Annotated in this window: 19 protein-coding genes; 14 read left to right on the top strand and 5 right to left on the bottom strand. The window is 62.5% G+C overall.

Annotation, left to right across the window (positions count from 1 at the left end):
* Positions 1–4: 4 nt before the first annotated feature.
* Positions 5–862, bottom strand: coding sequence for a ferritin-like domain-containing protein (locus FHW64_RS24560; RefSeq protein WP_184530836.1), 858 nt, complete (start codon positions 860–862; stop codon positions 5–7).
* A gap of 167 nt (positions 863–1,029) precedes the next feature.
* On the opposite strand from FHW64_RS24560, the gene FHW64_RS24555 reads away from it, so the two are divergent.
* Positions 1,030–1,578 carry a glutathione peroxidase gene (locus tag FHW64_RS24555; RefSeq protein ID WP_409350641.1) on the top strand — a complete coding sequence of 183 codons (549 nt, stop codon included), beginning with the start codon at positions 1,030–1,032 and terminating at the stop codon, positions 1,576–1,578.
* A 293-nt stretch (positions 1,579–1,871) separates the two neighbouring features.
* On the opposite strand, the gene FHW64_RS24550 is transcribed toward FHW64_RS24555, so the two are convergent.
* Entirely contained in the window at positions 1,872–2,483 is a 612-nt protein-coding gene (locus FHW64_RS24550) for a glutathione S-transferase N-terminal domain-containing protein (protein WP_184530834.1), read from the bottom strand.
* 104 nt (positions 2,484–2,587) lie between these two features.
* Between FHW64_RS24550 and FHW64_RS24545 the strand changes: the two genes are divergently transcribed.
* Genes FHW64_RS24545 through FHW64_RS24530 form a run of 4 tightly spaced genes read left to right on the top strand, consistent with a single transcriptional unit; the run spans position 2,588 to position 6,773 of the window.
* Complete coding sequence (locus FHW64_RS24545) at positions 2,588–3,742, top strand: YjgN family protein (protein ID WP_184530833.1); 1,155 nt, start codon at positions 2,588–2,590, stop codon at positions 3,740–3,742.
* The gene (locus tag FHW64_RS34770; protein ID WP_184530832.1) at positions 3,739–4,797 is read left to right on the top strand and encodes a M48 family metallopeptidase; all 1,059 of its coding nucleotides are present in this window, start codon (positions 3,739–3,741) and stop codon (positions 4,795–4,797) included. The genes FHW64_RS24545 and FHW64_RS34770 overlap by 4 nt, the downstream gene beginning before the upstream one ends.
* A 36-nt stretch (positions 4,798–4,833) precedes the next feature.
* Positions 4,834–6,213: an adenylosuccinate lyase gene (gene purB / locus FHW64_RS24535; RefSeq protein WP_184530831.1), complete on the top strand. Its 1,380-nt coding sequence runs from the start codon at positions 4,834–4,836 to the stop codon at positions 6,211–6,213.
* Positions 6,213–6,773: a YaeQ family protein gene (locus tag FHW64_RS24530; RefSeq protein WP_184530830.1), complete on the top strand. Its 561-nt coding sequence runs from the start codon at positions 6,213–6,215 to the stop codon at positions 6,771–6,773. Before purB ends, FHW64_RS24530 begins: the two co-directional genes overlap by 1 nt.
* On the opposite strand, the gene FHW64_RS24525 is transcribed toward FHW64_RS24530, so the two are convergent.
* Both FHW64_RS24525 and FHW64_RS24520 read right to left on the bottom strand, forming a co-directional pair.
* Positions 6,774–7,091: a DUF2007 domain-containing protein gene (locus tag FHW64_RS24525; RefSeq protein ID WP_184530829.1), complete on the bottom strand. Its 318-nt coding sequence runs from the start codon at positions 7,089–7,091 to the stop codon at positions 6,774–6,776.
* A 4-nt stretch (positions 7,092–7,095) separates the two neighbouring features.
* A complete protein-coding gene (locus tag FHW64_RS24520; RefSeq protein ID WP_184530828.1) occupies positions 7,096–7,566 on the bottom strand; it encodes a DUF3717 domain-containing protein in 471 nt (156 codons plus the stop codon).
* Between the two features lie 413 nt (positions 7,567–7,979).
* On the opposite strand from FHW64_RS24520, the gene FHW64_RS24515 reads away from it, so the two are divergent.
* From FHW64_RS24515 to FHW64_RS24505, 3 genes are read left to right on the top strand one after another with little or no spacing between them, the layout of a single operon-like run.
* A complete protein-coding gene (locus tag FHW64_RS24515) occupies positions 7,980–8,717 on the top strand; it encodes a TerC family protein (protein WP_184530827.1) in 738 nt (245 codons plus the stop codon).
* A gap of 58 nt (positions 8,718–8,775) precedes the next feature.
* Positions 8,776–9,240, top strand: a complete 465-nt coding sequence (locus tag FHW64_RS24510) for a hypothetical protein (RefSeq protein WP_184530826.1) — start codon at positions 8,776–8,778, stop codon at positions 9,238–9,240.
* 15 nt (positions 9,241–9,255) lie between these two features.
* Positions 9,256–9,609, top strand: coding sequence for a phage holin family protein (locus FHW64_RS24505; RefSeq protein ID WP_184530825.1), 354 nt, complete (start codon positions 9,256–9,258; stop codon positions 9,607–9,609).
* Between the two features lie 6 nt (positions 9,610–9,615).
* Here FHW64_RS24505 and FHW64_RS24500 read toward each other — a convergent pair whose 3' ends face one another.
* Positions 9,616–11,187, bottom strand: a complete 1,572-nt coding sequence (locus tag FHW64_RS24500; protein WP_184530824.1) for a M48 family metalloprotease — start codon at positions 11,185–11,187, stop codon at positions 9,616–9,618.
* A gap of 63 nt (positions 11,188–11,250) precedes the next feature.
* On the opposite strand from FHW64_RS24500, the gene moaC reads away from it, so the two are divergent.
* The 6 genes from moaC (at position 11,251) to FHW64_RS24470 (ending at position 18,203) form a co-directional block, all read left to right on the top strand.
* Positions 11,251–11,733, top strand: a complete 483-nt coding sequence (gene moaC, locus FHW64_RS24495) for a cyclic pyranopterin monophosphate synthase MoaC (protein WP_184530823.1) — start codon at positions 11,251–11,253, stop codon at positions 11,731–11,733.
* 191 nt (positions 11,734–11,924) lie between these two features.
* Complete coding sequence (locus tag FHW64_RS24490; RefSeq protein ID WP_260306316.1) at positions 11,925–12,464, top strand: Tfp pilus assembly protein FimT/FimU; 540 nt, start codon at positions 11,925–11,927, stop codon at positions 12,462–12,464.
* Positions 12,461–13,012, top strand: a complete 552-nt coding sequence (gene pilV / locus FHW64_RS24485; protein ID WP_184530821.1) for a type IV pilus modification protein PilV — start codon at positions 12,461–12,463, stop codon at positions 13,010–13,012. Before FHW64_RS24490 ends, pilV begins: the two co-directional genes overlap by 4 nt.
* Positions 13,009–13,749 (top strand): PilW family protein, encoded by a 741-nt coding sequence (locus tag FHW64_RS24480; protein WP_184530820.1) that lies wholly within the window; start codon positions 13,009–13,011, stop codon positions 13,747–13,749. Before pilV ends, FHW64_RS24480 begins: the two co-directional genes overlap by 4 nt.
* Complete coding sequence (locus FHW64_RS24475; protein ID WP_184530819.1) at positions 13,746–14,330, top strand: PilX N-terminal domain-containing pilus assembly protein; 585 nt, start codon at positions 13,746–13,748, stop codon at positions 14,328–14,330. The genes FHW64_RS24480 and FHW64_RS24475 overlap by 4 nt, the downstream gene beginning before the upstream one ends.
* 12 nt (positions 14,331–14,342) lie before the next feature.
* Positions 14,343–18,203, top strand: coding sequence for a PilC/PilY family type IV pilus protein (locus tag FHW64_RS24470; RefSeq protein ID WP_260306314.1), 3,861 nt, complete (start codon positions 14,343–14,345; stop codon positions 18,201–18,203).

The raw sequence follows: 18,203 nt of genomic DNA, 5'->3' as shown, positions 1-18,203 counted from the left end.
CGAATCAGGCGCCTTGGTACTCGGCCCGGGGGCCGAGCGAGGCGGCAAGTTCCTTGCGGTAGCGGTTGAGTTCCTGCACCGTCTTGAAGCTGCGGTTCATCAGCAGGCTCAGGTTGTGCAGGATGCGCTCGCCAACCTTGGTTTCCCACGCGGCATCGAACTTGATCTGTTTGTCGAGCCAATGCTCGAGCCAGTTCGGATCCGGCACCCGGCTCTGGATGGTGTCGTTGGGAAAGAGCGCCTTGTTGACGTGCAGGTTGGTCGGGTGCAGTGCCTGCGCGGTGCGACGCGCGCTGGCCATGAGCACGCCTACCTTGGTGAAGGCTGCACGGGCGTCGTCGCCGAACTTCTCGAGCGCGCGCCGCATGTAGCGCAGGTAGGCGCCGCCGTGGCGAGCCTCGTCCTGGCTCAGCGTGGTGTAGATGTGCTTGATGACCGGTTCGGTGTGCCACTCGGCCGCGCGGCGGTACCAGTGGTTGAGACGGATCTCGCCGCAGAAGTGCAGCATCAGCGTCTCCAGCGGCGGGGCGGGGTCGAAGTCGAAGCGCACGTCATGCAGCTCCTGCTCGGTCGGGGCGTGCTGCGGGCTGAAGCGCTTGAGGTATTCCATCAGCACCAGCGAATGCTTCTGCTCTTCGAAGAACCAGATCGACATGAACGCCGAGAAATCGCTGTCGTGCCGGTTGTCCCGCAAGAACATCTCGGTGGCGGGAAGCGCCGCCCATTCCGTGATCGCGTTCATCTTGATCGTCTGGGCCTGTTCTTCCGAGAGAAGAGTCCCGTCGAACGACTGCCACGGAATGTCCTTGTCCATGTCCCAACGGACGGATTCGAGTTGTCTGAAGAGTTCCGGGTACAGCATAGGTATCTTTCTTGAGCCGCGGCATTTTAATCGGGGGGGTTTGGCGGCCCCGTGACACGCGACCGATCATGCGGCTGCACACTGCTGCTGCGCACCTGTACGGGCCACCTTTTGCCCCGCCTTTTCGAAGGGAATTCGCAATGCGAAGCTCGATCCGGACTTGTCTCTTGACCCTGATTTTCTGCTGCGCGGCCGCGACGGCCTCCGCGCAAAACGCGACGCCCTCCTCCTGCCCCGCGATTTTGCAGCACACCTTCGCGCGGCTGCAGGACGAAAAGCCCCAGGCCCTGTGCCAATACGCCGGAAAGGTGGTACTGGTAGTGAATACGGCAAGCTTCTGCGGCTTCACGCCCCAGTACAAGGGCCTGGAGGCACTCGACCAGAAGTACAGGTCGCGGGGGCTGGTGGTGTTGGGCTTTCCTTCGAACGATTTCGCGCAGGAGTCGGGCTCGAACAAAGAAATCGCCGATTTCTGCGAAAGCACCTTTGGCGTCAAGTTTCCGATGTTCACCAAGAGTTCGGTGCGAGGGCCGGACGCCAACCCTCTGTTCAAGGAACTAGCCCAGGTCTCTGGAACGACGCCGAAGTGGAATTTCTACAAGTACCTGATCGCGCGCGACGGCAAAGTCGTCGAGTCCTATTCGAGCCTGACGTCACCGGATGACCGGGGCTTCGTTCGCGACGTGGAAAAACAACTAGCGGTCAGCCCTAATTGACCGCGTCTTTACCGAAACGTCACAAATGTTTACCTCTATGCAGGGAACCGGGTCGCGAGGCCACGCTCATACGGTTTCGGGTGCGAAACGCCCGACGGTTTTCATGTTGCGAGGTCTTCCAAGCGCCTGCCGCCTGGTTGAAATCCCGAGGCGATTCTTCTCCTCCTCCCTCCCTCCCTCCTTCGTTTCGGGGCGCCTCGCAACATTTTTCATTCGACCTCCGGCGTTCACATTGAGCGACCGGAAAGCAAAAAGCCCCGCAACGCGGGGCTTTTTTGTGGCCACTGCCGGCTTCAGGGTTGGGTGTCGGCGAAGCTCGGACGCAGCATCAGCTTGTCGTAGAGCTTGGCGAGATTCGCGTGCTCGGCGCGCCAGTCGATCTCCGGGAAGCGATAGGTGATCCAACCCAGCGCACAGCCGACGGCGATGTCCGACAGGCTCAGGTGGATGCCGCTGCAAAAGGGCTTGTCGCCCAGCCCCTTGGACATCGCGGCGATGCCGGCAAGCACCTTGGCCCGCTGACGATCGACCCAGGCTTGGCTGCGCTCGCCCTCGCCGCGCTTGGGCCAGGTGACCTCGAGTCGCCAGAGGACGCCGGCGTCCATCACGCCATCGGCCAGCGCTTCCCACGTCTTCACCTCGGCGCGCTCGCGGCTTTGCTGCGGAATCAGCTTGCCGACCGGCGACATCGTGTCGAGATACTCGACGATCACGCGTGAGTCGAACATCGCTTCGCTGCCGTCCATGATCAGGCAAGGTACCTTGCCAAGCGGGTTGGCACTGGAAATCGTGGTGTCGTCAGACCAGACGTCTTCGAACACGAACTGGTAGTCGAGCCGCTTTTCTGCCATGACCACGCGCACTTTGCGCACGTAAGGGCTGGCAGCGGATCCGATCAGTTTCATGCGGAAATTCCCCCCATCAGGGTCATCGTTGTAGCGCTTTGATTCTATGAGAACGAGGCCAGTGCAGAATCCGCGTCGTCATAACGAACGGGGGACGGGGAAATATGGAAACAGGCACACCTGCCACAAGCGCAATACAGCGCCATCCGATCGAATTCACGGCAACGGGCAGCGAGTATTTCCGGATCTGGATCGTGAATCTGCTGCTGACGTTGGTCACTCTCGGCCTTTACCTGCCTTGGGCCAAGGTGCGCAAGCTCCAATATTTCTATCGGAACACCTGGGTGGCCGGCGACGCACTCGACTTCCATGGAGAGCCTCGCAAGATGCTTCGCGGAACGCTCATCGCCGGCGCCTTCCTCGTCGTGTACTCAGTCGGTAGCAACTTCTCGGGCTGGGCTGCGCTCTTGGCCGCGGTCGCGTTCGTCGGACTGTGGCCGGCGCTCTTCCGCGCCGCGCTGCGCTTCCGTCTGGCCAATACGAGTTGGCGCGGCCTGCGATTTCGCTTCACGGGTGACACAGCGGCCGCCTACGGCTGCATGCTTCCGCCGCTGGCATTGCTGCTGCTCCCGATTGCGGTCATGGGTGCCATGGCGCCCGGCGGGCGGGGCCAGCCCGGCGCGTTGCCGCCTTCCGTATCCGCACTTGTCGGGTTGGGCATGCTGGCCTTCTTCGCGGCGCTGCCCTATTTCCTGTGGCGCATCCGGCGCTATCAACATGGCAACTACGCCTTCGGCAAGCTGCAGACGCGGCTCGAAGCGGATCTCGGCGTCCTGTATGGCATCTTCATCAAGCTGATCGGCATCAGCCTCGTCGCAATGGTGGTGCTGGGCGGGCTGGCCTTCATGTTCATCCTCTTCGGCCGGCGCGCCGGAATGGGCCCCATGTATTTCGGCGCCGTGATCCTGGTTGGCATCGTTGGCATCCTGGCGCTGAACATCCTGCCCAAGTCCTACCTCCAGGTGCGGCTCCAGAACCTGATCTGGTCGAGAACCGGAAACGACGTGCTGCGGTTCAAGAGCGAGCTGCCGCTGGCGAGGTATCTCGGCCTGCAGTGCAAGAACTATCTGTTGATCTTCCTCACCCTCGGGCTTTACTGGCCATTCGCGGTGGTCAATACACGTCGCGCACAACTCGAAGCAGTGGAGTTGCGCACGCGCATCAGCCTTGACCAGATCACCCAGACCGCAGCGCACGAGAGCCCGGGCGCCGTGGGTGACATGGCGGCCGACCTGTTCGGCATGGACATCGGCATGTGACGACGCTCGAAGTCCGCTTCTTCGACGGCCAGAGCAGCAGGCCGCATGCGGCCCGGCTGCGCATGGAAGATGACGTGCTCACGGTCGAGCCCCTGGCCGGGGAACACTTCGCGCCGATCGCCGTGCCCACCCGCCAGATCCGCTGGCCGGAGCGCACGCGCCACGGCGGGCGGATCGCGCAGCTCCCCAACGGCGCCACCGTGCAGGCCATCGATGTGCCAGCGTGGGACGCATGGACCGCACAACTCGGTCATCGGGAAAGCTGGGTGGTGCGAGCGCAGCAAAACTGGCGCGGCGTGCTGGTGGCTTTTGTATTGGTGATCGTGGCGGGCGCCGCGATGTACCAGTGGGCCTTGCCGTGGGCGGCACGCGGAATCACCGCGATGGTTCCGCAGCGGGTCGATGCGTTGATCGGCTCGCAGGTGCTGGAGTCGCTGGACGATTCGCTGCTCCTGCCCAGCGAACTGCCCTTGGCGGACCAGGAACGCATCCGCCATGCGTTCGCCCGTATGGTGCAGGCAGCCCATCCGGACGATGCGCCGCCGTGGCAACTCGAATTCCGGCGCGGCCGCGACAAGCGGCTGGGACCAAACGCGCTGGCACTACCGGGCGGCACGATCGTGCTGACCGATGAACTCGTCCGCCTGATGCCGGGCAACGATGACGCCATCGTGGGCGTGCTGGGGCACGAGTTCGGCCATGTGCGCCTGCGGCACGCAATGCGGCAACTGGTACAGGTATCCGCGGTCGGACTGGCCGTATCGGCAGCATTCGGCGACTACGGCACCCTCATCACCTCGGCGCCGGTGCTCCTGGCCACGCTCGGCTACTCGCGTGATGCGGAACGCGAAGCAGATGCCGAATCGTTGCGCCTGATGCGCAGCGCAGGGATCCCGCCGAGGGCGATGGCGGACTTCTTCGAAGCCATCGAGCAATGGCGGCAAACCCGGCCGAGCGGTGAAAAAGACGATGTCGACTTCATCGGCCTCGCGTTCTCGACGCATCCGGCCACGGCCGAGCGAATCGCCTTCTTCCGGGACGCCACGGTCGACTGAAATTGCCGGAAATATGGCGCGACCTAAAATTCGCCCATGAGTTTCTCCACTGTCTCCGCCCTTTCCCCGCTCGATGGCCGCTACGCGACCAAGTTGGCGGCCCTGCGTCCGCTGATGAGCGAACAGGGCTATATGCACAGGCGAGTGCAGGTCGAAGTGGCATGGTTCATCGCCCTTTCCGACTGCGGTTTCGCCGAATTCAAGCCCCTCACCGGCGGCGCCCGCAAATACCTGCTCGGCCTCGTTTCCAACTTCTCGGAAGCCGACGCGATCGCGATCAAGCAAATCGAGAAGACCACCAACCACGATGTGAAAGCGGTCGAGTACTGGATCAAATCCAAGTTCGAGGCCCGTCCGGAGCTGCTTGCCGCCTCCGAGTTCGTGCACTTCGCCTGTACGAGCGAAGACATCAACAACACCAGCCACGCCCTGCAGATCCAGGCTGCGCGCGAGAAAGTCGTGCTGCCGGCGATCGACGGGCTCATCGCGACGCTTCGAGAAATGGCGATCAAGTTCGCCGATGTGTCGATGCTTTCACGCACGCACGGGCAGACCGCCAGCCCGACCACCGTGGGCAAGGAAATCGCCAACGTGGCCGTGCGCCTCACGAAGGCACGCGAGCAGATCGCTTCGGTCAAGCTGCTCGCCAAAATGAACGGTGCCGTGGGCAACTACAACGCGCACATGGCGGCCTGGCCCGATTTCGACTGGGAAGCCTTCAGCCGCAAGGTCGTCGAGACGCCTGCGCCGCTGGGCTTGGGCCTGACTTTCCAGCCCTACAGCATCCAGATCGAGCCGCATGACTACATGGCCGAGATCTTCGATGCCGTCGCGCGCCTCAACACCATCCTTGTCGACTTCTCGCGCGACATCTGGGGCTACATCAGCCTCGGCTACTTCAAGCAGCGCCTGAAGCCGGGCGAGATCGGCTCGTCGACGATGCCCCACAAGGTCAACCCGATCGACTTCGAGAACGCCGAGGGCAACCTCGGTCTCGCGAATGCGATCCTCCGCCACCTGAGCGAAAAGCTGCCGATCAGCCGCTGGCAGCGCGACCTGACCGACAGCACCGTGCTGCGCAACATCGGCGTGGCGCTCGGCTATGCGACCCTGGCGTACGCCAGCCTGGCGACCGGCCTCGGCAAGCTCGAGCTCAACGAGGAAGCCCTGGCGGACGACCTCAACGCATCGTGGGAAGTGCTCGCGGAGCCCATCCAGACGGTCATGCGCCGCTTCGGCGTGCAGGGTGCCTATGAGCAGCTCAAGGAAGTCACGCGCGGCAAGACGGTGACCGCTGAGGCGCTGCATGGCCTGATCCGTTCGCTCGAAATCCCGGAAACCGAGAAAGAACGCCTGCTGGCAATGACCCCGGCCAGCTACATCGGCAAGGCGGCAGAACTGGCCCGGCGGGCCTGATGGCACTCAAGTCCACCATCTTCAAGGCGAACCTCGCCGTCGCAGACATCGACCACGGCTACTACGCGGACCACGCGCTCACACTGGCTCGCCATCCAAGCGAGACCGACGAGCGGATGATGATTCGCCTCGCTGCGCTGGCACTCAATGCGCACAAGCTGCAGGACGTCTGCAACGGCGACGGCACGCTGGCCTTCGGCGCCGGGCTGTCGAATCCGGACGAGCCGGATGTCTGGCTGCGCGACTTCACCGGCGAGACGAAGTTCTGGATCGAAGTCGGCCAGCCGGAAGACAAGCCGATCGTGAAAGCCTGTGGCAAGTCCGAAGAGGTGATCGTCTACGCCTTCAACCACGCCGCTGAAATCTGGTGGCGCGGCATCGAAGGCAAGCTGACGCGGCCTCAGAACCTGTCGGTGTTCCGCATTCCGACGGCAGCATCGCAATCGCTGGCAGCACTGGCACAGCGCTCGATGCAGTTGCAGGCGACGATCCAGGAAGGCGTGCTGATGCTCGGCGACGGCACCCACAACATCGACATCGAGCCGCAACGGCTCAAGTAGTTAGGTCGATGCGCGGTGCGGCGGCATCATCGCCCCGCACCGCCAGCATTGCTCGAAGCCACCTTCGACGAGTTCGCCGCACTGGCATTGCCAGCGCCGCTGGGGTCGGTTCCGCAGTTCGTCCAGCAGGCGCTCGGCGAGATCGAACTGCCCGTCGTCCTCGATCCAGACTTCCGGCAGGCATTGGTCAGGCGGCAACTGGCCCATCGCTGCGCCCAGATATTCGCGCTGCACCGAGGCATCGACGCCGCCTTCACGCAGCGCGTGCACCCACAGCGTCGCAATGGCGAGATTGGGGGCTTGCGCGATGCGGCGCATGGGGTCAGCCTGCGTTTCTGGCGCTTTCGGGAAGCGATTCGGGGGCTTCGTCCTCCGCGCGAACATGCTCGGCTTCCCGGGCTCGCTCGGCATACCGGTTGAAGCGCCAGGCCGAGTCCTGCATCGTGATGCGGCGCCACGTTGACCGCTTCTCGGCCGGCGTCATGGCGGGCCAATGCTGGACTTCATCGAAGCTGCGCCCGCAGCCCTTGCATTCATCGTCGCCCTGGCTGGTGGAGCAGATCGCGATGCAGGGGGTGTCTGGCGTCGTCTGGTACCAGGTGAGCCAGGCGTCCCAGGCTTTGGCAGGGAAGCCGACTTCGTCGACCTCGTCTTCGTGATGAAAAATCATCAGCGCATAGACCTCGGCCAGCGCTCGCAGCTCGGGTGCCAAGGTGATGCCGTCGGGCGAAGGCTTCCGGTCGCGCCAGTAGTTGATGGCGGCCTCGATGTCGGTGATGTGAATGGCGGCCATTGGGTCGAAAAATGCAAGGCGGGGATCATAGTCCGGCTATTTCCCGCGAACCGCAAAGGATTTGCGCGCTATCGAATGCGTAGCAACAACTCCATGAGCCACGCGGCATTCCAGCATCTTTCTTTTAAATCGCTCGGCGGGTCGAGTTGCCACGCTCCAGTTGCGATGCTCTAATCCCGCCCACGAAGGGGAGTAGCTCCCGCCCGCTTTCTCGAGGAGTGGGTATCGCCAGGTCGTCAATACGAAGCACAACACTTCCGGCCTGTCGGGCAGCCCCACGCTGCTGAGCAAGACCTTCGATTTGACCTGTGCAGGTTCGATCGAAGCGATTGCATGTTCCACGAGGGCATTGGTCCTCATCCGACCGCTTCATCCGACCCGCACGGAAGGAATCGAAACGAACAGAGGACTTTATGGAACAGTTTCTGACCCCCGAGTTTTGGGTCGCGGTCGGCCAGATCATCATGATCGACATCCTGCTCGGTGGCGACAACGCCGTCGTGATCGCGCTTGCCTGCCGCAAGCTGCCGCCAGCGCAACGCACGAAGGGCATTCTCTGGGGCACCGCAGGCGCGATTCTTCTGCGCGTCATCCTGATCTTCTTCGCGCTTACGCTGCTGGCCATTCCGTTCCTGAAGCTCGCCGGCGCACTGCTGCTGGTGTGGATCGGCGTCAAGCTCCTCGCCCCTGAACACGACGATGCCCATGGCGACATCGCCGCGAGCGACAAGCTCTGGGCCGCGGTCAAGACCGTGATCGTGGCGGACCTCGTGATGAGCGTGGACAACGTGATCGCGATCGCCGGCGCCGCGCAAGGCGCTGGCGAGGGCCATCAGATGCCGCTGGTGATCTTCGGCCTGCTCGTGAGCATCCCGATCATCGTCTGGGGCAGTCAGCTGGTCATCAAGTTGATGGACCGTTTCCCGATCATCATCACGCTCGGCGGCATGTTGCTGGGCTGGATCGCCGGCACGATGGCCGTGTCGGACCCTGCCATCGCCAATGCTGCCGAATGGACCTGGGTGCCGAAGTTGCCGCAAAGCGACGTGGTCCGCTATGCCGCAGGTGTCATCGGCGCGCTGGTGGTGCTCGCGATCGGCAAGTGGATGGCCGCCCGCCGCCCCAAGCCGGGCGAAACCGTCACCGCCTGATTTGCGCGCTATGAATCCAATGTCACTGCCACTCCAACCAACGAAAGAAGGAGCACTCATGGAAAAGGTCATTCTTTACGTCGACGACGCTGCTTATGCGCGCGAGTTTCTCGCCCGAATGGCAGCTTCGGAGGCCGATGTCGGAGTGCGCCACTGGGTGCTCGTAGCCTGTGCACCGCGCATGACGCATCGAATCAGCAAGTGGGTCAGTCACAGCGCACGCGAGAACTGGCGCGGCAAGTGGTTCGCGAAGGTGCAGGAGCAACTCCTGCCCTTGCTTCAAGCACGGGGAAGCCAGGTCACGCCGACCCTGGCCAAGGGGCCGCTGACGGACCTGACCAAGCGGCTGAAGCTCGAGCATGGTGCGGCGCAGGTGATCGATGCGCGCCGACCGAAGGTGGGCGTCGACCTCGAACCGGTGGCCCCGGACGTGGCGCCACCCGGGCAATCGAGCTGGGCACTTCCGGGCGCAGTCGTCGGCATGGGGGCGCTGCTGCTGCTGGCCAACGAGATGTCCGAGTAAGGGCGCACCCGCCGGATGCGTCTTCTCATCAAGTGGCTGTTGAGCGCGCTTGCGCTGCTCGCAGTCGCGTACGTCTACAGCGGGGTGCAGGTCACGACTTACACCTCGGCGCTGCTGGCTGCCGCGGTCATCGGCTTTCTCAACATGTTCATGCGCCCGGTGCTGGTGGTGCTGACCCTGCCGGTCACCATCGTCACGCTGGGGCTGTTCCTGTTCGTGATCAACGCGCTGCTCTTCTGGGCTGCCTCAGGGCTGCTGTCGGGCTTTCACGTCGACGGCTTCGTCGCCGCGCTGATCGGGTCGCTGCTTTATTCGATCCTGGGGCTGATCATTGAATCGGCGCTGGGCGGCCTATTCGCCAAGCACTGACCGCGGTCACCTGTTGTTGCGCATCTCCGCGGCCTGCTCCTTGACGAGCGCATCGACCGCGCGTGCGCGCGTGTCGATGATCGACGCTTCATAGTTGTCCACGGTGCTTCCCGGCGTTCGCGCATTGGCTCGGATCAGATCTTGCGCCGCCTTGAGGCGGTCTCTCGCCGCCGGGTAGTCCAAGGTCGCGACATTGGCTTCGGCGTCGGCGCGGATTGCGCGGACGGTTTCGTTCTCTGCGCCATAGAGGCTCGCCAGGGTCCGCCACGCCAAGGCATCGCGCGGATGCGTCGCCACCCAATCGCGTAGCGGCTGAACCATCGGCGCCGGGTTGCGCGTCGCGGCGGCAGCCTGGGCGGAGAGCAGCATTTCCGGACGGTCCTTGGCCTTGGGATTGAGCAGTGCTCCGGCGGCGGGCGCGGCGCCGGCCGCGAGCTCGATCTCCGCCGAGAGCAGGCGGGCCAGCCTTGTGGCCGACGGATCACCGGCAGTGCGGGACTGCAATTGCTGCGTCAGGGCACGAGCCGACTTGAAATCACGCAGTTCGCTCGCCGACAGCGCCGCAGCGTAGAGAGCGCCGGCCTGCTGGGCGGGCGAGCTCCGGGCGAACTCGCCACTGGAAGGCACCTCGACCCACTGGCGCAGGACATCGACACCCGGACGGGTCAGGACGCGCGCACGGGCGGTGATCATCGAGTGGTCCATGAGCAAAGGCACGGGCGTCTTTGTGCCGGGCTGCATCTGGAAGCGCGCCTGCATGTCCGCGATCCGCTCGCCAGTCAGCGGGTGGCTGCGCAGGTAGGGGTACGAGCCGTTGTCGTTGAGACGCGACGCGTACTGGAGCTTTTCGAACATCGATGCCGCACCCTGCGGGGCATAGCCTGCCTGCGTCATGACGCCGAAGCCGATGCGATCGGCCTCGCGCTCCATGTCGCGCGAGAAACTCAGCTGGTTGTTCATGAAGGCCGCCTGGCTGCCCATCATCACGGCCTGGCCGGCGTCGGGTTGACGGCTCTTGCTCGCCGCGATCACGCCGAGAATCATGCCCGCGAGCATCAAAGGCAGCTGCTTGTTCTGCGAGGTCATCATCCGCGCAATGTGGCGCTGCGTGACGTGCGACATTTCGTGCCCGAGCACCGTGGCGAGTTCGTCACGACTGCCAACCACCGCGATCAGCCCCAGATTGACGCCGAGATAGCCACCTGGCAACGCGAACGCGTTGATGTTGCGATCTCGCCCCAGAAGAATCGTCCAGGCAAACCGCTCATCCAGTTCCGGCGTGAGCTCGCCACGCACCCGAGCGGCGGCCAGTAGCTTCTGCCAGATGTCGTTCACGTATTCGAGCAGCACCGGGTCGTCGATGTAGTCCGGATCGCGGTAGAGCTCGCGGGCGATCTCATCGCCGAGGTGGCGTTCGGCCGCGGCGGTCATCTCGCCGTCACCCATGCTGGGCAACTGCGCCGCCGCCGGAACCGGGAGCACCAGCTGCGCGGCGATCGCCAAAGCAGCGCACAGGGTGCGCAATGGGCGACGGGCAGCAGGCGGCTGGCTAGAGGGGGATTCAGAGGCTGAAGTCATCAAAGCGCGGCGTTCGTCGTCGTCTCGGACTCGTATGATGCGGCAGTCAGCGGAACGTTCACAATGAGCACACTCACCCATTTCGATGCCCAGGGCCGGGCCCACATGGTCGACGTCGCTGCCAAGCCGGCGACGCACCGGGTGGCAGTGGCTACGGGACGCATCGAGATGCAGGCCTCGACGCTGGCGCTCATCGAGTCCGGTACCGCGAAAAAGGGCGATGTGCTCGGCGTCGCCCGGATCGCCGGGATCCAGGCGGCCAAGAAAACCAGTGATCTGATCCCGCTGTGCCATCCGCTGGCGCTGACCCGGGTGGCGGTCGACTTTGTTCTGTCTGACAGACCCGTACCGGAGGTTATCTGCACGGCGACCGTCGAAACGGTTGGGCCGACTGGGGTGGAGATGGAGGCGCTGACCGCGGTTCAGGTGGCGCTATTGACCGTCTACGACATGTGCAAGGCGGTGGACCGGGGGATGACGATGACCGACGTTCGCGTGCTGGAGAAGCATGGGGGGAGGTCGGGGAGTTGGGTGGCGGTAACGTAGACGGGTTGGGTTAGATCGGATCCACGCAGTAGACGCCGCTTCCGACGGACGGCGAATCGCGCACGACGAGTGGCAATCACTCGAAAGTCACAATCTGTGACGATTCCCGGAACTCGTAACCCGATGTCGAAGAGGGGCCCCATCCCCTTTTGACGGCCATCTCAATGAACCTCCGGCGACCTCACCGCAGCATGACCCGTATTCGAGGGTTCACCGTGATCGAGCTCATGATCGTGGTCGCGCTCGTCGGCGTGTTGACGGCACTTGCGGCACCGTCGTTTGTTGGACTGATTCAGCGCAATCGCGTGAGCGCCGAAGTCAACTCGTTCGTCGGTGATCTGCAATTCGCTCGGTCCGAAGCCATCAAGCAGGGTTTGCCGATCAGCGTCTGCGCATCCTCGACAGGCACGAGTTGTCTGGGGGCCAACACCTGGCATAGCGGATGGATTGTGTTTGTCGACCTGAACGGCTCGGGCGCGTTCGACACTGGCGACACAGTGCTGCGCAAGCGACCGGCCTGGAACGGCACCGACACCTTCATTGCGGCGCCTTCGATGACTTCTGTGACCTACAGCCGAGACGGGTTTGCCAATCTACCCGTCGGAACCGGGACCGCGATTCTGATGACATTGCATACCGCGCCAGTCAATGCCAACGCCACGCGTTGCGTTTCGATCAACCGAATTGGACACCAGAGTGTCCTTCCCGGCGGAACCGGAGGTTGCTCATGATGGCTACCACCAAGCATCAAGCGCTGGGCTTCTCGATGATCGAAGTGCTGGTCTCGCTAGTGATCATCGCATTCGGTCTGCTTGGCCTCTCCAGAATGCAGGCTGCCGCAATGGGCAACACACAGATTGCACGAGCCCGCTCGCTGATATCACTTCAGGCGTCCAGTTTGGCGGCATCCATGCACGGCAATCGAGGCTTTTGGGCTCAGGGCGCCGCCCCGGCCAGCATCAGCGCCAAGGGCACGACGATCACCGATGGCTCGAGCATTCTGAACGCCACAGCGGATTGCAGCCCCACGGCAGCAGCAACCTGCACTCCGGCGCAAATGGCCGCCTATGACGTGCAGACGTGGGTTGCCAACATGAATGACCGTTTTCCCACCTACACGGCACAGATCACATGCACAACTGCCGTCGGCCAGCCGATCAGCTGCGTGATCGAGGTGGCTTGGTCCGAGAAATACATCGCGATCAACCGCAGCACCACAACTGCTGGGGGAGCGACTCAGACTGCGGCCCAGCAATTCAGCCTCTACGTCGAGCCATGAACCGCCAAACGCCCTCCCTGCGGCAGAGTCTGGCGCAACAGTCCGGCCTCGGTCTTATTGAACTCCTGATCGCCGTCACCATTGGGCTGTTCATCGTGCTGGGCCTGAGTGCCTTGTTTCTAAACATGAAGCAGGCCTATACCTCGCAGGACCAGCTCGCCCAACTGCAGGATAACGAACGACTGGCGCTGACGATTCTGACCACCACCATTCAATCGGCGGGCTATTTCCCAGATCCGCTGACAAACACCGCTGCAACCGCGCTCCCGGCGGCGAGCGGCACTGGCTACGGTGCCTTCGCCGCGGGACAGGGTGTAGTCGGCCTGACCGGTGCAAGCGGCAGCAGCGACACGATCACCTCTCGCTACATCACAACCAGCGGGGACGGGATCATGGACTGCCTTGGCAATGTCAACCCGGCTGCGTCGCCCGCCGTCAACAAGCTGGTCATGAATACGTTCACGATCAGTGCGAACTACGAACTGTTGTGCTCCAACGATGGAGGCACGACGACGACGCCACTGGTCAGCGGCATCAAATCAATGACGGTGCTCTACGGCATCGATACGCTAGGCGATGGACAAGCCCTGCAATATCTGGACGGAGCCACTGTGACTACCAAGGGCTGGTGGCCGCAGGCGCGGACCGCGCGCGTCACCGTCAACCTGGTGAATCCCTTCTATACCTCGGCCACCATCGGCTGGACCCAGGTCATCAACCTGATGAACAGATCATGAAAACGCCACGCCAGCGTCTTCCACGTATTGCCTCTGCGTCACAACAGCGCGGCTTTGTGATGATCATCAGCCTCCTTTTCTTGATAGTCTTGACTGTGCTGTCGATCAGCATGTTCCGCAGCTTCGACCTGCAGGAAAAGATCGCCGGCAACACGCTGGAAAAGCAACGCGCACTCGAGACAGCCCAAAGTGCTTTGCAATACGGGGAGTGGTGGCTAGGGCAGGGTAACGGCGGTACCGGCAGCACATGCAATGCCGCCACCGATGCGAACACCCTGTCGCAGATGCAGGTCTGCTCCAACGCGCTGGCAACCCCGACCACCCTGCCATGGACGGCTCGTGCCGACTACCTACCCCCCAACATGCTGGCTCCCGGGGGAGGTGGACTCGCCACTAGCGGTGACATCAACTACTACAAGAAGCCGGGCCTCTACATCAACTATCTCGGCTTGGCGCCCGATGGCAGATCGCTGTTGTATCGAGTCTCGGCATTCGGCTACGGCGGTCGCGCTAGCACCGCCGCAGTCGTGCAAAGCACCTATCAGATCACCGGCGGCAACAAAGCACTCGACCAACCTTGAGAGAAAGCGACCATGAAATCTTCGCGCACATTTTTGGCGGGGCTGATTTGCCTACTGGCCGGCACTCATGGGTCGGCCCAAGCGCAAGTTGTCATCAACGACACGCTCACCGGCGCATCATCTGTCTACAACCAGTGGAACAGTCTGAATGGTGCTTGCCTGACTGCAGGCACAGCCGCCAAGAGCGCGACCAATACCATCCCAGGCTGCACGGCGCTGCAGGCGAGCGGCGGCTACTACGCGGGCAAGACGCTTATCGGTGGCTACAACGGCACCTTTCCCGATCCTGTCGGTAGTGGAGCGTTGAGATTGACCAACGGTGACAACCTCACCAATGGGTCGAACGGCACCAATCAGACTGGCGCAGTGATTACAACGCAGGGGTTTCCGTCCAACCAAGGCGTCCAAGTCACATTCACCACCAAGACTTACGGGGGCAACGCGTACAAGAACGCCTCAGGGCAGCCCTCTGGTGCGGACGGGATCACCTTCTTCATGTCGGATGCTTCCACCCCACCCACTACAGCAGGTGGCCTCGGCGGCAGCTTGGGCTATAGCTGCTCCAACACGAATGGCACCTACGATGGCCTCAAGGGTGGCTATCTTGGTGTCGGCATCGACGAGTACGGCAACTTCACCAATGGGGCTGTCACCACTGCCACGACCACGACGACCGTGACCACAACGGTTGTTCCCACCGTGTACACGGGGAACATCCGTACGGACAGTACAGGTAAGACATCCCTTACGAACCCGCCTACTTGGTTTGGCACCGCACCAACTGGCGTCGTCGGCAGTCCTATCAGCACTTCCGGCACCCCGACCACCAGTTCCCCCGTCGTTGTCACTAACACACCGCCGAACAACACGTCTACGAGCACCGTGGGCACGACCACCGCTGCGACGCCCGTCATCAACATCACTGGAGGAGTCAAGAGCAGCGGATCCGGATCGAGCAAGGTCTACTACGCGGCAGGCACCTATACCACCGGCACGTCTACGCCTACCACGACGGTCGCCACGAACTACTCCTGGACCAAAAACGACAACACCGCTACCGGCCCAGGGGCGCTGCCTGGCACCATCAGCGTCAGAGGCGCTGGCAACGTCAACTGGGCGTGGTTGAACTCAACCTACCCCGCGCTCTTCCCCAACTCGATGAGCGCCAGCGCACGACAAACCGCAGTGCAAACGACCTGCGCAACGGGGTATCCCTTTAACAACACTGGGGCGTCGCAAACGGTCAACGGCACTACGGTTCCGAATCAGCAGTTCTACACCACTCCCGTGACGGACTACCCGCTCATGGCTTACAGCGTGTTGCCAAAGACGGGCACAAACGCGGTGACCATTTATAACCAACAAGCGACGTCAACCTCGTCAGGATCTGCATCCAAGCCAGTGCGCAGCAGCGCGGTGCCCATCACCTATGCGTTGAGCATCACCCAAGATGGCCTGCTCAACATGTCCTACAGCTACAACGGCGGATCCGCCGTTCCGGTGATATCCAACCAATCCATCTCCGCGTCCAACGGCAGGGTTCCGGACAACGTTCTCTTCGGTTTTTCGGGCGGCACCGGCGGCGGCAGCAATGTGCACGAGATCACCTGCTTCAAGGCATCGCCACTCAATCTGTCCAGCAGCTCGGCGGGCACCAACGTTCAGCAGGCAGCGCGTGTCGAAGCTGGCACGCAGGTGTATCTGGCCTACTACCATCCAAGCAACTGGTGGGGTCAGTTGACTGCACAGGATCTTGTAACCGACACCACTACTGGTGTCGTATCGATCAACCCCGTGGCCAACTGGGACGCCAACTGTGTATTGACGGGCGGTTCATGCCAAGCCACCAAAGGCACCAACACCGCACAGGGTTCAGGCAGCCGCGCCATGCTCACCTGGAACGGCTCGGCCGGTGTTCCGTTCCAATGGGGCAATCTAACGACCGCTCAACAGAATGCGCTGACGGCGGGCGATGCGTCGTCTACCGACGTCCGTTTGCGCTATCTGCGAGGTGATCGCAGCACTGAAGTCGCCAACGCCGGCAAACTTCGCACTCGAACCGGCGTGCTGGGCGACATCATTAATTCCAGCCCGACTTGGGTCGGTCAGCCGCTGCTTCCTTACGAAGGTCCATGGAAGGATGCTCTGTATCCGACCGCCACGGTCAAAGAAACCGCTGGTAGCTACGCAGCCTTCGCCAGTTCGTCAGGCACCACAGCCCAAGGCGGCCGACAGAACGTGGTCTATATCGGGGCCAACGATGGCTTCTTGCATGGCTTCCGCAGTGGCACCTACGACGCCAGCGGAAACTTCGTCAACACGACGAACGACGGGCAGGAGGTGCTGGCATACATCCCATCGACAATCCTGAACACCATTCATTCCACGACACCCCTGCTCGACTTCAGTTCGACCCAGTACGCGCATAACCTATATGCCGACGCCACTCCCGGCACTGGCGACCTCTTTTATGGTGGCGCCTGGCATACCTGGCTAGTTAGTGGCGTAGGTGCCGGTGGCAATGCGGCCGGGCCGATTGCAGATACCACGACGGTTGCCAATAGCGTGATCTACGCCTTGGACATTACCGATCCCACCAAATTCTCCGAAGGGAATGCCGCCTCGCTGGTTCTTGGCGAGTGGAAGTCGGGCACAGGGACCGGGGCGATCACGTGCACTGGCAACGCAACTTGCGGGACGAACCTGGGCAGCACCTATGGCACGCCGATCATTCGTCGCCTGCACAATGGCCAGTGGGCAGTGCTGTTCGGCAACGGACTCAATAGCAGCACCGGCACGGCCGGGCTGTTCGTCATGCTCGTTGACCCGACCACCGGCGCCGGTACATTCCGCTTCATCGACACCGGAAAGGGGCCGACCAAAGACACCTCCGGCAACATCACCGCCCGCAACGGCATCGCCTCCGTCGCTTCGGCCGACCTGGATGGCGACCACGTGACCGACTATGTCTATGGCGGCGATGCACTGGGCAATGTGTGGCGTTTCGACCTGACCAGTTCGGATCCGACGAAGTGGGCGGCTTCCGCTAAGCCGATCTTCACGACTTCGACAGGCCAACCGATCACAACCCGCGTCGCGGTTGCCTCGGTGCTCGGTATTGGCCCTGCCGGGCAACCCGGCGTCGTCATCAGCTTCGGGACCGGTCAACAGTTTCCCCAGACGCAAACCAGCGGCGTCGCCTACGCATCCGCAACCCAGGCCCTATACGGGATTTGGGACTGGGACATGAGTGCCTGGAACACTGTTGCCGGCGCATCTTCCCAATATGCCGCCCTGACCGGGACGCAGTCAGTCACCGTCAGCAACCTGCAGACGCAGACCATCACTGCCACAGCACCTGGCCCGAGCGGCAGCAGCACGATCTCCGGCTACCGCACGCTCAGCAGCAACAAGGTGTGCTGGAAAGGCTCAAGCGCCTGCACCGGAGGCGCGGGCTCCAACACGCAATATGGCTGGACCCTGTCACTACCTAGCAGTGGCAATGAGCAGGTGATCTACAACCCGACCATCGCCTATGGCATGTTCCTCATCAACACTACCATCCCTGCTGTATCCCAAGCCTTGTCCTGCGACACGCAGCCGGCATCGGGCTACACGATGGCTTTGTCGTTGGATAGCGGCGGTGCGCCTAAGAGCTCGTTTTTCGGTGACCAGAACGGCAACTTCGTCACCTACAACGGCGGCATCGTGAGTGGTATTGGCCTGAGCGCAACCGGCACGCCGTCCATCGTGACGGCCGACAAGTGGCCCTACCTGGTGCAGCAGACCAGTGGCGGTCAGGGCGTCGCGACAAAAATCAATCCGGGAGCGAATGGCAAGGGCAACCGGCTCACCTGGATCAAACTGCGCTGA

This window comes from Variovorax sp. Sphag1AA, assembly GCF_014192575.1.
Classification (GTDB): domain Bacteria; phylum Pseudomonadota; class Gammaproteobacteria; order Burkholderiales; family Burkholderiaceae_C; genus Variovorax.
Note: the sequence above shows the minus strand (reverse complement) of the source record. Positions and strands in the feature narration are given on the sequence as shown.

Excerpts from the sequence above, each read along its gene's own strand:
- FHW64_RS24560 (WP_184530836.1), bottom strand. The coding sequence starts at position 862 with ATGCTGTACCCGGAACTCTTCAGACAACTCGAATCCGTCCGTTGGGAC.
- FHW64_RS24550 (WP_184530834.1), bottom strand. The coding sequence starts at position 2,483 with ATGAAACTGATCGGATCCGCTGCCAGCCCTTACGTGCGCAAAGTGCGC.
- FHW64_RS24545 (WP_184530833.1), top strand. The coding sequence starts at position 2,588 with ATGGAAACAGGCACACCTGCCACAAGCGCAATACAGCGCCATCCGATC.
- purB (WP_184530831.1), top strand. The coding sequence starts at position 4,834 with ATGAGTTTCTCCACTGTCTCCGCCCTTTCCCCGCTCGATGGCCGCTAC.
- FHW64_RS24530 (WP_184530830.1), top strand. The coding sequence starts at position 6,213 with ATGGCACTCAAGTCCACCATCTTCAAGGCGAACCTCGCCGTCGCAGAC.
- FHW64_RS24525 (WP_184530829.1), bottom strand. The coding sequence starts at position 7,091 with ATGCGCCGCATCGCGCAAGCCCCCAATCTCGCCATTGCGACGCTGTGG.
- FHW64_RS24520 (WP_184530828.1), bottom strand. The coding sequence starts at position 7,566 with ATGGCCGCCATTCACATCACCGACATCGAGGCCGCCATCAACTACTGG.
- FHW64_RS24515 (WP_184530827.1), top strand. The coding sequence starts at position 7,980 with ATGGAACAGTTTCTGACCCCCGAGTTTTGGGTCGCGGTCGGCCAGATC.
- FHW64_RS24510 (WP_184530826.1), top strand. The coding sequence starts at position 8,776 with ATGGAAAAGGTCATTCTTTACGTCGACGACGCTGCTTATGCGCGCGAG.
- FHW64_RS24505 (WP_184530825.1), top strand. The coding sequence starts at position 9,256 with ATGCGTCTTCTCATCAAGTGGCTGTTGAGCGCGCTTGCGCTGCTCGCA.
- FHW64_RS24500 (WP_184530824.1), bottom strand. The coding sequence starts at position 11,187 with ATGACTTCAGCCTCTGAATCCCCCTCTAGCCAGCCGCCTGCTGCCCGT.
- moaC (WP_184530823.1), top strand. The coding sequence starts at position 11,251 with ATGAGCACACTCACCCATTTCGATGCCCAGGGCCGGGCCCACATGGTC.
- FHW64_RS24490 (WP_260306316.1), top strand. The coding sequence starts at position 11,925 with ATGACCCGTATTCGAGGGTTCACCGTGATCGAGCTCATGATCGTGGTC.
- pilV (WP_184530821.1), top strand. The coding sequence starts at position 12,461 with ATGATGGCTACCACCAAGCATCAAGCGCTGGGCTTCTCGATGATCGAA.
- FHW64_RS24480 (WP_184530820.1), top strand. The coding sequence starts at position 13,009 with ATGAACCGCCAAACGCCCTCCCTGCGGCAGAGTCTGGCGCAACAGTCC.
- FHW64_RS24475 (WP_184530819.1), top strand. The coding sequence starts at position 13,746 with ATGAAAACGCCACGCCAGCGTCTTCCACGTATTGCCTCTGCGTCACAA.
- FHW64_RS24470 (WP_260306314.1), top strand. The coding sequence starts at position 14,343 with ATGAAATCTTCGCGCACATTTTTGGCGGGGCTGATTTGCCTACTGGCC.